Raw genomic sequence first — 13891 nt, 5'->3', positions numbered from 1 at the left:
AATACGTGGGCTGTCACAGACGTCACCCCCGCCTCGGCGCGCGAGACGGGGGTGACGGTGGGACGGGGTCAGCGCTGGAACTGCACCGGCCCGGTGCCGGTGATCGCGGCCAGCTGGTGCAGCCGCTTGATCCGCTCGGCCATCGGCGGGTGCGTCGAGAACAGCGACGCGATGCCGCCGCCGCGCAACGGGTTGGCGATCATCAGGTGCGCCGAGGTGGCGAGCTGACCGTCGGCCGGCAACGGCAGCCGCTGTGCGCCGTACTGGATCTTCTCCAGCGCGCTGGCCAGGGCCAGCGGGTCGCGGGTCAGGGTCGCGCCGGACGCATCGGCCTGGTACTCCCGGTTGCGGCTGATCGCGAGCTGGATCACCGACGCGGCCAGCGGGCCGAGGATCAGCATGAGCAGCAGCGACGCGGGGTTCGGGCCGTCCTCGTCGTCCGAGCCGCCGAACGGCAGGAAGATCGCCAGCTGGGCGACCATGGTGATGATGCCGGCCAGGGCCGCGGCGACGCTGGAGATCAGAATGTCGCGGTTGTAGACGTGGGAGAGCTCGTGACCGATGACGCCACGCAGCTCACGCCGGTCCAGCAGCTGGGTGATGCCGACCGTGACCGCCACGGCGGCGTGCTGCGGGTTGCGGCCGGTCGCGAACGCGTTCGGCTGCATCGCCGGGCTCACGTACAGGCGTGGCATCGGCTGTCCCGCCTCCGTGGCGAGCTCGCGCACGATCTGGTGCAGCGCGGGGAACTCGGCCTCGGAGACCGGGCGGGCCCGCATGGACCGCAGGGCGATCTTGTCGGAGAAGAAGTAGCTGCCGGCGTTGAGCGCCAGCGACAGGACGACGGCGAAAACCAGCCCGCCGCTTCCTCCGAGCCAGTAGCCGACGGCCAGGATCATGGCGGTGAGCAAGCCCAGCAGAGCGGCCGTCTTGAGGCCGTTGTGATGGCTGTGCACGATGGTGCTCCTTCGACGTTGGGGCCGGTAGGCCCACGTCTCATGGAACATCGACAGGGTGTGGATTCATCCAGCTGTAGCTGTGAGTTCGCTGTAGGTGATCATCGATACACCCCGGTCAGCCGAGCAGGGCGTCGAAGATCCACTGTGGTGCGAAGCCGAGGATGACGGTGACCGTGGCAGCCACCGCGACCGCCGCGGCCACCGGGCGGGGCACGGGGACCCGGGGGTGGGTGGCCGCTTGGAGCAGCTCCGGGTCGGCGACCGCGGTCACGGTCAATCCGGTGGCCACCGGCTCGGCGGCGGGGAGGTCGGCGAAGTGGACGCCCACCGGCGCGGGGCGGGTGTAGAGCAGGGCGGCCACGCGGACGTAGTAGGCCAGGGCGATGAGGGCGTTCAGGGCCACGACCGCGGCCAGCCAGCCCCAGCCCGCGTTGATCAGGGCGGCGATCACGGTCACCTTGGCGAACAGACCGGCCAGGCCCGGTGGCAGGCCGGCCAGACCCGCGAGGGCCAGCACGAGCGCCGCACCCAGCCAGGGCTGACGACGGCCCACGCCGCGAAGATCCGCCAGCTCGCCACCGTCGGCGGACGGCCCGCGCACGGCCACCACCACGGCGAAGGCCACGAACTCCAGCACGACGAAGAAGAGCGCGTACGCGATCGCCGCCGGCACGCCCGCCGAGCCCACCGCCAGCGCCGCCAGGATGTAGCCCGCCTGGGCCACCGACGACCAGGCCAGCAGCCGTACCGTCCGGGTCTGGCGCAGGGCGACCAGGTTGCCCACCGTCATGGTCAGCACGGCCAGGACTGCCACCAGCGGCCCGGTGTCCAGCCGCTGCACGACCGCGGCCAGGGCCACCACGCCGCCGAGCTTCGAGGCCGTCGACAGGTACGCCGCCACCGGCACGGGTGCGCCGTCGTAGGTGGCCGGCGCCCAGGCGTGCAGCGGGACCGCCGCCACCTTGAACGCGAAGCCGATCACCAGCAGTGCGGCGCCGACCGCCCCCAGCGGCGCGAGCGGGCCCGGCCCCTCGGTCAGCACGGCCAGATGCAGCACGCCGGTGGACGCGAACAGCAGGGCCGCGCCGAGCAGGGCGATCGCCGTGGAGATCACGCTGACCAGGAAGAACGTGACCGCGGCCGAGGCGCCGGTGGTCGTCACCCGCTCACGGGGAGCGAAGCGGCGCAGGCCCACCAGCACGTACAGCGGCAGGGTCAGCGTCTCCAGTCCGACGATCAGGGTGATCAGGTCGCCCGCGTACGCGATGACCACTCCCCCGGCCATCGAACTGGTCAGCAGGAAGCAGAACTCGCCGGCCGGGGCGATGCCCGCGCGCAGCGCCGGGGCCGACAGCGCGAGCACCCCGATCGTCAGCGCCGCGAACAGCACCGCCACCACCGCCGCCTGCGGGCCGCTCACCCAGGAGCAGTGCTCCGGGCCGCAGAAGGTCGAGGCCGGGCGCAGCCCGAGCGCGACCGCCCCGCCGATCGTGGCGAGCCCGCCGACGATGCCCGCCGGCAGCACGAACCGGCCGAAGGCCAGCTCCAGCACCAGGACGAGCAGCGCGGTGCCGCCCGCCGCGTAGAGCGGCAGCAGGGCGAAGTGGTTCACGGTCTGGGTCATGGCAGGGCTCCGGTCAGGGCGGCCACCGGGTCGGCGGTCGCGGCGAGCACCAGCGCCGGCACCAGCCCGATCGCCAGCGCGAGCAGCACCAGCGGCGACCACGCCAGCCATTCGGGGCGGGTGATGCCCGCGAAGCCGGCCACCGCCGGGCTCGCCGGGCCGTGGGTGACCCGGCGCAGCAGCCGCAGGAAGTACGCCGCGGTCAGGGCACCCCCGATCGCGGCCAGCACGGCCAGCGTGATCCACAGGGGGCCGCCGCGCTCGGTGGCGGCCACCACGGCGAACGCCTCGCCCCAGAAGCCGGCCAGGCCGGGCAGCCCGAGCGAGGCGATCGAAGCGAAGGCGATCAGGCCGGCCAGCCGCGGCGCGGTCTCGCGCAGCCCGCCGAGGTCGGCCAGGGCGCCGGTGTGGGCCCGGTCCTTGATCGCGCCGGCCAGGAAGAACAGCAGGCCGGTGATGACGCCGTGGGCCACGTTGCCGACCAGCGCGGCCTGCAGGCCGGTGGCGGTCAGCGTCGCGATGCCCAGCAGCACGAAACCCATGTGCCCGACGCTGGAGTAGGCGATCAGCCGCTTCAGCTCGGTCTGCCGCAGGCACACCAGCGACCCGACGAGGATCGCGGCAACGGCGAGGATGCCCAGGACCGGGGCGGCCCAGGCCGCGCCGAGCGGTGCCACTCCGACGCCGACGCGGATCAGGCCGTACGTGCCCATCTTCAGCAGTACGCCGGCGAGGATCACGCTGCCGACCGTGGGCGCCTCGGTGTGCGCGTCCGGCAGCCAGGTGTGCAGCGGCCAGAGCGGCGCCTTCACCGCGAACGCGACGGCGAACAGGGCGAACGCCGTGTACTGCACCGTGCGGGACAGGCCGGTGCCGCCGGTCAGGGCCATCAGATCGCCGGTGCCGGCCGCGATCACGACGGTGAAGACGCCCAGCAGGAGCAACAGCGAGCCGAACAGGGTGTAGAGCACGAACTTGCGGGCCGCGCGGCGGCGGTCCGGGCCACCCCAGCCGGCGATGACCGCGTACATCGGCAGGAGGACGACCTCGAAGAAGATGAAGAACAGCACGAGGTCCAGGGCGAGGAACGTGCCGAGGATGCCGACCTCGAGCACCAGCAGCAGCGCCGCCAGCGTCCGGCCGCGCCCGCCGTCGGGCACCTTGGCCACCGTGTACGCGCAGCAGAGCAGCGTCAGCAGCCCGGTCAGCACCACCAGCGGGTACGAGATCCCGTCGACGCCGAGGTGGAAGTCGACCCCGAGCGACGGCACCCACGACGCGGACACGTCGATCCACGGCAGCAGAGCCGGCGGCCCACCCGTGTACGCGAACCAGCCGTAATCCGCATCCGGCACCACGAGCAACGCGGTCAGTACGAACGTGACCGCCGCGAACAGGGCCGCCACGATCCGGGCGCCGCGGTCGTGGCGGGCCGGCAGCAGCGCGACGACCACCGCACCGAGGGCCGGCACCGCCAGCACCGAGACGAGCAGCACCTGCGCGAGCGTGGTCATGAGGCTGCTCCGTAGATCGCCGCGACGACTCCGAGCACGAGCGCGCCGGCGAAGACCGCGACCGCCGCCCGGGGCAGGGCCGCGCGGTGGGCGTTGGCCAGCACGACGCCGAGCCGGGTGGTGGATGAGCCGGTGCCCTCGACGGCCGCGTCGACCACCCGCTCGTCGAGCAGGCGCAGGGCGGTGGCGAGGGCGCGTACCGGGCGTACCACCAGGCGGTCCTGCACGTCGTCGAGCCGGAAGCCCGCGGCGAACAACGGCCGCAACCGGCCCAGGGCCTGCGCCGGATCCACGCCGGGCGCGGTGTGCCACAGCCACCACGAGCTGCCGGCGCCGAGCGCGAGCAGGACCAGCGGCAGCACGATGCTGATCTCCAGGTGCGGGGCCTCGAGCTCCAGCGCGCTGCGGAAGCCGGGCAGGAAGGCGGCCAGCCCGAGCAACGCCGCGGGGATCGCCAGGAGCTGCACCGGCCACAGCATCAGACCGGGCGGATCGTGCGCGGCGCCGGGGCCACGCTCGTAGCGGGCGTCGTCGAAGCCGACGTGCCACTCGTCGGTGCGGGACCGGGCGTGGCCGAAGAAGGTGCGCAGCAGCAGGCGGGTCGCGTACCAGGCGGTGATCGCGACGCCGAGCAGCCCGGCCACCCAGACCACCCAGCCCACCCAGGCCGGGGCCGGGCCCTGGCCGTCGGCCGCGTGCGCCGCCGCGACCAGGACGTTCTCCTTGGACCAGAAGCCGGCCAGGGGTGGCAGCCCGGCCAGGGCGCCGAGCCCGATCACGAACGCCCAGAAGGTGCGGGGCAGATGTGTGCGCAGGCCACCCATCCGCGACATCAGGTTGGTGCCGACCGCGTGGATCACCGCGCCGGCCGCGAGGAACAGCAGCGCCTTGAACGCGGCGTGGGTGAGCAGGTGGAACAGGGCCGCGGCGGGCGAGCCGACGGCCAGGGCGCCGGTCATGTAGCCGATCTGCGAGACCGTGGACCAGGCCAGCACCCGCTTGAGGTCGTCCTGGGCGGTCGCGGCGAGCGCGCCGAGCAGCAGGGTGATCGCCGCCATGACGCCGAGCACCGCCAGCGCGCCCGGCGAGCGGGCGAAGAGCGGGAAGAGGCGGAAGACCACGTACACGCCCGCGGCGACCATCGTGGCCGCGTGGATCAGGGCGGAGATCGGCGTCGGGCCGGCCATCGCGTCCGGCAGCCAGGTGTGCAGCGGGAACTGGGCGCTCTTGCCGGCCACGCCGGCCAGGATGAGCAGCAGCGCCACGGTCAGATGGGCCGGTGAGCTCGCCAGCACGGCGGAGATCTCGAAGCTGCCGGCCGAGACCCCGAGCAGGGCGAGGCCGAGCAGGAAGCCGACGTCGCCGACCCGGGTGACCAGGAACGCCTTGACCGCGGCCCGGGGTGCCTCGGGCAGCCGCCGGTCGTGGCCGATGAGCAGATAAGAGCAGACGCCCATCACCTCCCAGCCGACCAGCAGCATGATCAGGTCATTGGCCGACACGACCAGCAGCATCGCCCCGGTGAAAATGCTGATCTGGGCGGCGTAGGGGGCGTAACGCGGGTCGTCGTGCAGGTAGCCGACCGAGTAGATCTGCACGAAGAGCGCGACCACGGTGACGGCGAGCGCGACGTACAGGGCGGCCGGGCCGAGCGAGACGCCGAAGGTCACCGGCAGGTCGCCGAAGCGCACCGCCTGCACCCCGAACTCGACCGGGTCGTCCGCGACCACCAGCAGGAAGACCGCGTCGGCGAGGGCCAGCGCGGCACCCGCGATGCCGAGCACGGCGGCCCGGCGGCGTCGTGCGCGGCCGCCGTCGCCGGCCGGCAGCAACAGACCGACAAGCCCGGCCAGCACCGGTACGCCGAACAGCGCCGTCCCGAAGACCTCCGCGATCACCGGCTGACCTGCTCGTCGTCGTGGTGCAGGGCGACCTCGTCGACGTGCACCGCCCGGCGCATCCGGTAGTACTGCAGCACGATGGCCAGGCCCACACCCACCTCGGCGGCGGCCAGCACGATCACGAACAGGGCGAACACCCCGCCGGAGTGCCCAGGCCTTCCGTTCGGATACGCCCAGGACTCGATCTGCACGCCGACCAGGGTGGCCCGGACCGCGGCGTCGGCGGTCACGAGGATCAGGTTGACCGCGTTGAGCATCAGCTCGACCGCCATCAGCACCAGGATCGCGTTGCGCCGGCGCAGCACGCCGTAGACGCCGAGCCCGAACAGCAGCGCACCCGTCACGTACGGGATCACGGCATGCATCAGGCTTCATCCCCCTTGCGGGCGCCGATGTCGGGACGCGACAGCACGATCGCACCGACCAGGGCGGCGAGCAACAGGATCGACAGCACCTCGAACGGCAGCACCCACTGGCCGAAGATCTGCGTGCCCATCCGCTCGGCGGTGCCCGGGGCGGGCCGGTCGTAGAGCGTCCAGCGGAACGCGTCGGCCAGCAGCGCCGCCAGGCCCAGCCCGACCCCGCCACCGACGATCAGCGCCGGCCAGGCCGGGCGGTCCAGGTCACGGGAGGGGCCGATCGGCGCGCGGGTCAGCATGACCGCGAACAGCAGCAGCACGACCACCGCGCCGACGTAGACCAGGATCTGCACCCAGGCGACCAGCTCGGCCCCGAGGACCAGGTAGAGCCCGGCGACCGCACCCAGGCTGATCACCAGGTAGAGCCCGGAGCGGACCAGGTGGGTGCTGGTGACGACCGCCGCGCCGGAACCCACCGCCACGGCTCCGAGGGCCAGCAGCAGCACGTCGGCGACCGTCACTTCTCCGGCTCCGGGCGTACGGCGGGACGCGCGGTCTTGGCCGGGGTGGCCGCACCGGGGCCCGCGGCCTTGCGCGCGGCGGTGGCCTCCTCCTTCGACGGCTCACCGAGCACGTCGTGGGCCGGCGGCGGCGGGACGGTCCGCATCCAGTCGCCGAGGCGGTCCTTGTCGTGCAGCAGGTTCAGCACGTCGGTCTCCGCGTACTCGAACTCGGGGGTCCAGTGCAGCGCGTCGAACGGGCAGACCTCGATGCAGATGCCGCAGTACATGCACAGGGAGAAGTCGATGTCGAACTTGTCGAGGACGTTGCGCTGCCGGGCCCGGGCGGCACCGGGAACGACGACCTCTTCCTTGTGCGAGTCGATGTAGATGCACCAGTCCGGGCACTCGCGGGCGCACAGCATGCAGACCGTGCAGTTCTCCTCGAGCAGGGCGATGACCCCGCGGGAGCGCGGCGGCAGCTCGGGCTCGACGTCCGGATACTGCTGCGTGCTGCTGCGCTTGGTCATCGTCTTGAGCGTGACGGCCAGACCGTTGATCAGGCCCTGGCCCGGCGTGTGCCGATCTCCCTGCTCGCTCATAAGGGCATATCCTGCCCGGTCCCACCGGCGTAGGCGAGCACACCCCCGCTTCTGTTGTCCGACGGGTTGCGGCCGGGCGTCCCGAGGGCGCCCGGCCGCACTCGCCCTTAGGCGCAGAGGGCGGTGTCCACGGCCTTCAGCACCTCGTCGGCCGACTCCTCATCGACCGGCATCGAGGTCACGGCCACCGTCGCCGCGCGACCGTCCTCGGTGACGCCGCCGCGGGTCTCGTAACCCGGGATGTCACCGCCGTGGCCCCAGGCCAGACCGCCGCAGCTGAGCGGGTAGCTCACCAGGCCCAGGCCGTACCGGGCGCCGGGCCACATGTCCGCCGGGACGGTCTCGCGCATCTCGTTGAGCTGCGCGGCCGGCAGCAGGCGGCCGGCCAGCAGCGCGCCGAAGAACTTGTTCAGGTCCGCCGGGGTGGCGATCATCTGCCCGGCGGCCCAGCCCCAGGACGGATCGAGGGTGGTGACGTCACGCAGCTTGCCCGCCGCGTCCGGGTGGTAGCCCCGCGGGTGCCGCTCCCGGATGCCCTGCTCGCCGACGGCCGGGAAGTACGTGTGCCGCAGCCCGGCCCGGCGGATCACCCGCTCGGTGAGCACCTCGGCCAGCGGGCGCCCGGTCACCTTCTGGATCAGCAGGCCGGCCACCACGTAGTTGGTGTTGCTGTACGCCCACTTGGCCCCGGGCGCGAAGTCGGCCGGATGCGCCAGCGCGAGATCGAGCAGCTCACGCGGCTCCATGTAGGTGTGCTGCAACGCGAACGAGCCGTCCACGTCGAGGTGGTCCGTGTAGTTGGGCAGACCGCTGGTGTGCTGGAGCAACTGCCGCACGGTGATGTGCCGGCCGTCGATCTTCTCGCCCCGCACCAGGCCCGGCAGGTAGGTGTCGACCGGCGAGTCCAGGGCGACCTTCTTCTCGGCCACGAGCTGCAGGACCGCCACGGCGACGAACGTCTTGGTGTTGCTGCCGATCCGGACCTGGCCGTCGGCCGGGACGCGGGCTCCGGTGCGCAGGTCACCGACCCCGGCGGTGAGATCACGGGTGCGGCCGTCCCGGCCCTTCACCGCGGCCAGCGCCCCCGGGGCGCCGCCGTCCCCGACGAGCTGCTGCAACTGGTGTTGGACCGGGTCACGCGGGGCGGCACTGACCGGCTGGGCGACGCCGGCGATCAGGGCGCCGGTGGTCAGGACGGCTGCTGCGACATGACGCAGGGACATCGGTGAGAGCTCCTCGGCAGGGGTTGCTGGGACCCCTCAAGCCTTTCGGAGACGGCCGGCCGGGACGAGCCGGCCAGCCACCCAACCGGGGGTGGGGTCAGCCCCACCCCTACAGTGCGAGTTTCACCACGGCGGTCAGCACGAGCTGGGCCAGGGCCACCGGGACCAGCACCAGCCAGCACAGCCGCTGCAGCTGGTCCTCGCGCAGCCGCGGATAGCTGACCCGCAGCCAGATGACCACGAAGGACACCGCGAACACCTTCACCAGCGTCCACAGCCAGCCGAAGTGGGCCGGGTCCGGGCCGTGCCAGCCACCCAGGAACAGCACGGTGGTCAGGGCCGCGATCACGACGATGCCGACGTACTCGGCGAGCAGGAAGAACGCGAAACGCAGCCCGGAATACTCGGTCATGTAGCCGAAGACCAGCTCCGAGTCGGCGATCGGCATGTCGAACGGCGGGCGGCGGATCTCGGCCAGTCCGGAGATGAAGAAGACCAGCGCGGCCGGCGCCTGCCAGATCAACCACCACGGGGACCAGGCCTCGACGATGCCGGGCAGGCTCAGCGTGCCCGCGGCCATCGCGACACTCGCGGCCGACAGCACCAGCGGCAGCTCGTAACCGAGCAGCTGGGCCGCGCCGCGCAGGCCGCCGAGCAGGCTGTACTTGTTCGCCGACGCCCACGCCGACATCAGCACGGCGACCACACCGACGCCGAGGACGGCGAGAACGAAGAACAACCCGATGTCCATCGGCTGGGCGACCAGGCCGCCGGGCCCGAGCGGGATGGCCAGCAGGACGATGAGGTACGGGAACAGCGCCACGATCGGCGCCAGCTGGAACACCCGGCGGTCGGCGTCCCGCGGGGTGATGTCCTCCTTCTGCACGAACTTGACACCGTCGGCGACGAGTTGCGCCCAGCCGTGGAAGCCGCCCGCGTACATCGGGCCGAGCCGGCTCTGCATGTGGGCCATGACCTTGTGTTCCATCTGGCCGACGACCAGCGGCACCACCAGGAACGCGGCGACCACGGCGACGACCCGGACTCCCAGATCGAGCCAGAGCGGCATCAGGCGTCCTTCCCGTCGCTGGTCTCCGGCGCGGTGCCCGTCTCCGGCGGCGTGCCGGGGGTCCCGGGCGCCGGGGTGGCGTCCGATGCTGCCTTCGCCGCACTCGCCTGGTCCGCGGCCTCGGCTGCCTCGGCCTGCCCGGCGGCGATCGTCTCGGCCGGGCTGGCCGTGGCGGGATCCACGGTCGGCGGCGCCGCATGTCCGGGCGCTGCCTGCCCGCCGGGTCCGGGCGGTGCCTGCTCGCCGGTCCCGGCCTGGACCGCCTGCGGTTCCGTTGCGGGCTCGGCCGCCTGCGAAGCCGTTTCCGGCTCGGCCGCCGGAGCTGCCCGGCGTTCCGGCCGGGCCGGGCGCTCTCCCGCCGGACGGGCCGGGCGTTCCCCCACTGGGCGGGCCGGACGATCTCCTGCCGGGCGGGCCGGGCGGTCTCCCGCAGGACGGGCGGGGCGCTCTCCGCCGGGGACGGCTCCGCCCGCGCGCATGGGCCGGTCGCCCGGGGCGCGCCGGGCCGGGGTCTCCGGCGGCGGGACCTTGCCCTTCATCGGACCCCATTCGTTCGGATCCGGTACGCCCGGAGGCCGCATCGGGGCCCGCTTGGCCGTGCCCGCCTCCGACTCCCCCGGCTCCTTCGCGCCCGGCCAGGCCTTGGCCACCCGGGACGCCAGCACGAACTCCTTGCGCAGCGGGTTGCCCTCGAAGCCCGGCGGCAGCAACAGCGGCCGCAGATCCGGGTGGCGGGAGAAGCCGATCCCGAACATCTCGTGGGTCTCGCGCTCGTGCCACGCCGCGCCCGGGAACAGGTCGATCACCGATTCGACCACCGGGTTGTCCCGGGTCACCCGGGCGCGCAGCAGCAGCCCGTGCTTGCGGCGGGTGGACCACAGGTGCGCGACGACGGTGAAGCCCTCGTCCAGTTCGTCGACCGCCGACAGCCAGTCGAAGAAGTCGCAGCCCAGCGCGCCGGGGTCACGGGCGGCGCCGACCGCCGTCCACCACAGCGCGGCCGGCACGTCGATCACGGCCCGCTCGTGGCCGGGGCCGCCGCCGGAGACTCCGGCGACGATCGTGCCCTCGGCGGGGGCGTCGTCCGCGTCTGCCGTCAGCAGGGCGATCATCCGCTCGCCGACCTCTTCGGGGGTCATGCCGCACATCCTATGATCCGGCCCGGCCGGGCCCGGGGGCCGCCGCGCGTTCGGGGTGTGTTGCAGGGGGGTTGTCCGGGACAACGACGCGCGCCGATCTGTGGCAGGGTGCGCCGCAACCCATCGCCCCGGTGGCACGTGTAGTGCCCGTGACAGCGCAGGCAATCACCCTGGGCGCCAGATCCCGACCGGAGACGCCAGCAGCCGTGCCCGACGACCCGCCGACCTTCGACGAGGTGTACGCCGTGCACTTCGGGGACCTGACCGTCCAGCTCTACGCCTATTTCGGGGACCGCCAGGAGGCGCAGGACGTCGTCCAGGAGGCCTTCTGCCGGGCCTACAGCCGGTGGAAGACGGTGAGCCGCTACGACGACCCGGTGGCCTGGATCCGGCGGGTGGCCTGGAATCTGGCCGTCAGCCGCTGGCGGCGTTCCCGTACGGCGCTGAACTTCCTGCGCAGGCAGCGGCGCGACGAGGCTCAGCTCGAAGGGCCCGGCCCGGACCGGGTGGCGCTGGTCGCCGCCCTGGCCACCCTGCCGGCCACCCATCGGCGTGCCGTGGTGCTGCGGCACCTGGCCGACCTGAGCGTCGCCGAGATCGCCGACCGGGAGGGTGTCGCGGAGGGCACCGTCAAATCGTGGCTGCACCGGGGCCGCGCCGCGCTCGCCGTAGAGCTGGGCGCCGACTCGACGGAGGTGCACGGTGGCTGAGGATCTCCAGGACCTCTTCGCGGAGTTCCGCGCCGACACCGTGTGGGAGGTCCGTCCGCCCGGCGCGGACCGGGTACGTCGTACCGTGCGACGCCGCCGGACCGCGACCGCCGCCTTCGCCGGTGTCCTGCTGCTGGCGCTCAGCGGCACCGTGGTCCTGCTCGGTTTCCCGTCCCGGCCGACCACACCGGCCAACCGGGACTCGCTGACCCAGGCCGAGCTGGACCGCCTCACCGGCGTGGCGGACCGCGCGGTGACAGCCGGCAATCCGGGGCCGGCCGTGTTCTCCCGCCGGGGACCGGTCGCCGGCATCATGTCCACGACCCAGCAGATCTACCTGGGCGAGATCCACCTGCAGGTCGCCTGCGCGGGCACCGGCTCGGTGACCCTGCTGGTCCGGGGCAGGCCCGGCAGCGAAAGCGGCTCGACCGCACCCGTGGAGGTGGCCCGGACAACCGCCCGGTGCTCGGCCGCGCCGGTGCCCGCGGGCACCACCTTCGTGCTCGGCCAGTTCCTCGACATCACGGTCGAGCTCGTGGACGCCGGGAGCGCGCGCGGCCGGGCCGGCTTCGCCTATCGGGCGACCAGCGACACCGGCGAGCCCGCAGTCCGCAGCGAGACGAACAACCCGAGCGGCGCCCTGCCCCAGGACCCGCCGCCCGGCTCGGGCTGGGGCGGTGGTGGCGAGGTGTCGGACCGGCGGCTCCACGCCGGCTGGCAGCAACTGAACGGCGACTTCCGACTGGCGGTGGCCTGCGCCGGCACCGGCACGTTGCGGGTCCGGCTCCGGCTGGCCCGCAGCGCCGCCGACCCGGACGGCACGGTGCTCGCGACGAAGACCTGGACGGCGGCGTGCCAGTATCCGCCGCGGCGGCAGGACTTCGTCGTCGGTGTCATCCGCAACCGGCAGGTGGATCTGTCACTGGCCTACGAAAGCACGTCACCGGCGCCGGGCGACGTCGCGTACCAGTTCCTGCCCCGGTGATCTACAGGCCGGGGAGGCGGCCGTTGCGGAACAGGTCGACGAAGTCCTGGTGGTCCTCGCGGGCCTGGTCGCCGTACCGGTGGGCGAAGTCGACCAGCAGCCGCAGGAAGCCGGCCTCGTCCTTGTCGACCGCGGCCACGATGGCCTCCTCGGTGGAGAAGTCGACCAGGTCGTGGCTGGACTCGTCGTCGGCCACCGAGTGCATCCGGGCCACCGCGCGGCCCAGGTCGGCGACGACACCGGCCAGGTCCTCGGGCTCGTTGACGTCCGCCCAGTCGAGGTCGGCCGCGTACGGCGACACCTCGGCGACGAGCTGGCCGACCCCCTCGAGCTCGGTGTAGCCCAGCCAGGGATCGGCGTACGCCTGCAGGGCCCGCTGCGACTCGGCCGTCCGGTGCCCCTGGTGCCGGAAGTACGACCGCACCCGCTCGTCGTCGATCCACCGGGCGACCGCCGGCACCTGGGCCTGCTTCATGTAGATGATCACGTCGTTCTCGAGCGCCTGGGTGTGCCCCTCCAGCAGCAGGTTGTACGACGGCAGCCCGGCCGACCCGATGCCGACCCCCTTGCGCAGCTTGATGTCCTTGATCGTGGTGGACACCGCGTTGCCGTGCGAGGGCAGCGTCGGCAGGTAGTCCCGGAAGGCGGCCAGCACCGTGGCGGAGGTGGCCTCGTCGACGTCGTAGACCCCGTCGCCGACGGCGAACCGGCGCTCGTAGTCGTCGATCACGGTCTGGCCGGCGAGCATGTCGACCCGGGTGTTGAGCCGGGCCTGCTGCAGCACCCGGCGCAGCACCCCGTCGGAGTTGTCCAGGGTGATCGAGCCGATCGCGTCGTCCCCGCCGGCGGCCAGGGCCCGCAACTCGGTCAGGTAGCCCCCGGCGAACGCGCCGACGAGGTCGCTGATGACCCGGTCGGACAGAGCCTTGCTGTAGCCGATCAGGGCGAGGCTGGCGGCGAAGCGCTTGAGGTCCCAGATGAACGGGCCGACGTACGCCTCGTCGAAGTCGTTGACGTTGAAGACCAGCTGGCCGGACGAGTTCATGTAGGTGCCGAAGTTCTCCGCGTGCAGGTCGCCGTGGATCCAGACCCGGCTGGTCCGCTCGTCCAGGAACGCGTCGTCGCGGTACGCACCTGTCTGGTCGGCGTAGAACAGCGAGGCGCTGCCCCGGTAGAACGCGAACGGCGACGCGGCCATCTTGCGGAACTTGCGCCGGAAGGCAGCCGGGTCCAGCGCCATCAGGTCGCCGAACTCCCTGGTCAATACGTCGATGATGAAGTCCGCCCGGGACTGCTCGCTCATGAT

The 13891-nt window shown here is 72.8% G+C and carries 13 protein-coding genes; 2 read left to right on the top strand and 11 right to left on the bottom strand.

Annotated elements, in window-relative coordinates; genetic code table 11:
• Positions 1-68: 68 nt before the first annotated feature.
• From htpX to ACZ6S4_RS27280, 10 genes are all read right to left on the bottom strand, one after another.
• Positions 69-1007 carry a zinc metalloprotease HtpX gene (gene htpX / locus ACZ6S4_RS27325; protein WP_465477637.1) on the bottom strand — a complete coding sequence of 313 codons (939 nt, stop codon included), beginning with the start codon at positions 1005-1007 and terminating at the stop codon, positions 69-71.
• A 67-nt stretch (positions 1008-1074) separates the two neighbouring features.
• Entirely contained in the window at positions 1075-2583 is a 1509-nt protein-coding gene (locus tag ACZ6S4_RS27320; protein WP_465477636.1) for an NADH-quinone oxidoreductase subunit N, read from the bottom strand.
• The gene (locus tag ACZ6S4_RS27315) at positions 2580-4097 is read right to left on the bottom strand and encodes a complex I subunit 4 family protein (protein WP_465477635.1); all 1518 of its coding nucleotides are present in this window, start codon (positions 4095-4097) and stop codon (positions 2580-2582) included. Before ACZ6S4_RS27315 ends, ACZ6S4_RS27320 begins: the two co-directional genes overlap by 4 nt.
• Complete coding sequence (locus ACZ6S4_RS27310; protein WP_465477634.1) at positions 4094-5995, bottom strand: NADH-quinone oxidoreductase subunit 5 family protein; 1902 nt, start codon at positions 5993-5995, stop codon at positions 4094-4096. Before ACZ6S4_RS27310 ends, ACZ6S4_RS27315 begins: the two co-directional genes overlap by 4 nt.
• Positions 5992-6363 carry an NADH-quinone oxidoreductase subunit NuoK gene (gene nuoK, locus ACZ6S4_RS27305; protein WP_465477633.1) on the bottom strand — a complete coding sequence of 124 codons (372 nt, stop codon included), beginning with the start codon at positions 6361-6363 and terminating at the stop codon, positions 5992-5994. The genes ACZ6S4_RS27310 and nuoK overlap by 4 nt, the downstream gene beginning before the upstream one ends.
• Positions 6363-6878 carry an NADH-quinone oxidoreductase subunit J family protein gene (locus tag ACZ6S4_RS27300; RefSeq protein ID WP_360830215.1) on the bottom strand — a complete coding sequence of 172 codons (516 nt, stop codon included), beginning with the start codon at positions 6876-6878 and terminating at the stop codon, positions 6363-6365. Before ACZ6S4_RS27300 ends, nuoK begins: the two co-directional genes overlap by 1 nt.
• Positions 6875-7459 carry a NuoI/complex I 23 kDa subunit family protein gene (locus ACZ6S4_RS27295; RefSeq protein WP_451911217.1) on the bottom strand — a complete coding sequence of 195 codons (585 nt, stop codon included), beginning with the start codon at positions 7457-7459 and terminating at the stop codon, positions 6875-6877. Before ACZ6S4_RS27295 ends, ACZ6S4_RS27300 begins: the two co-directional genes overlap by 4 nt.
• 107 nt (positions 7460-7566) lie before the next feature.
• The gene (locus tag ACZ6S4_RS27290; RefSeq protein WP_465477632.1) at positions 7567-8682 is read right to left on the bottom strand and encodes a serine hydrolase domain-containing protein; all 1116 of its coding nucleotides are present in this window, start codon (positions 8680-8682) and stop codon (positions 7567-7569) included.
• A 109-nt stretch (positions 8683-8791) separates the two neighbouring features.
• Positions 8792-9751: an NADH-quinone oxidoreductase subunit NuoH gene (gene nuoH / locus ACZ6S4_RS27285; protein WP_465477631.1), complete on the bottom strand. Its 960-nt coding sequence runs from the start codon at positions 9749-9751 to the stop codon at positions 8792-8794.
• Positions 9751-10890 (bottom strand): NADH-quinone oxidoreductase subunit C, encoded by a 1140-nt coding sequence (locus tag ACZ6S4_RS27280; protein WP_465477630.1) that lies wholly within the window; start codon positions 10888-10890, stop codon positions 9751-9753. Before ACZ6S4_RS27280 ends, nuoH begins: the two co-directional genes overlap by 1 nt.
• A gap of 206 nt (positions 10891-11096) precedes the next feature.
• Here ACZ6S4_RS27280 and ACZ6S4_RS27275 point away from each other — a divergent pair, with 206 nt between their 5' ends.
• On the top strand, positions 11097-11600 hold the full coding sequence (locus ACZ6S4_RS27275) for an RNA polymerase sigma factor (protein ID WP_465477695.1): 504 nt from the start codon (positions 11097-11099) through the stop codon (positions 11598-11600).
• A complete protein-coding gene (locus tag ACZ6S4_RS27270; protein WP_465477629.1) occupies positions 11593-12585 on the top strand; it encodes a hypothetical protein in 993 nt (330 codons plus the stop codon). Before ACZ6S4_RS27275 ends, ACZ6S4_RS27270 begins: the two co-directional genes overlap by 8 nt.
• Position 12586: 1 nt before the next feature.
• Here the strand turns inward: ACZ6S4_RS27270 and ACZ6S4_RS27265 are convergent, their stop codons facing one another.
• Complete coding sequence (locus ACZ6S4_RS27265) at positions 12587-13888, bottom strand: DUF2252 domain-containing protein (RefSeq protein ID WP_465477628.1); 1302 nt, start codon at positions 13886-13888, stop codon at positions 12587-12589.
• Positions 13889-13891 lie beyond the last annotated feature (3 nt).

The organism is Actinoplanes sp. NPDC051405, assembly GCF_055586185.1.
Note: the sequence above shows the minus strand (reverse complement) of the source record. Positions and strands in the feature narration are given on the sequence as shown.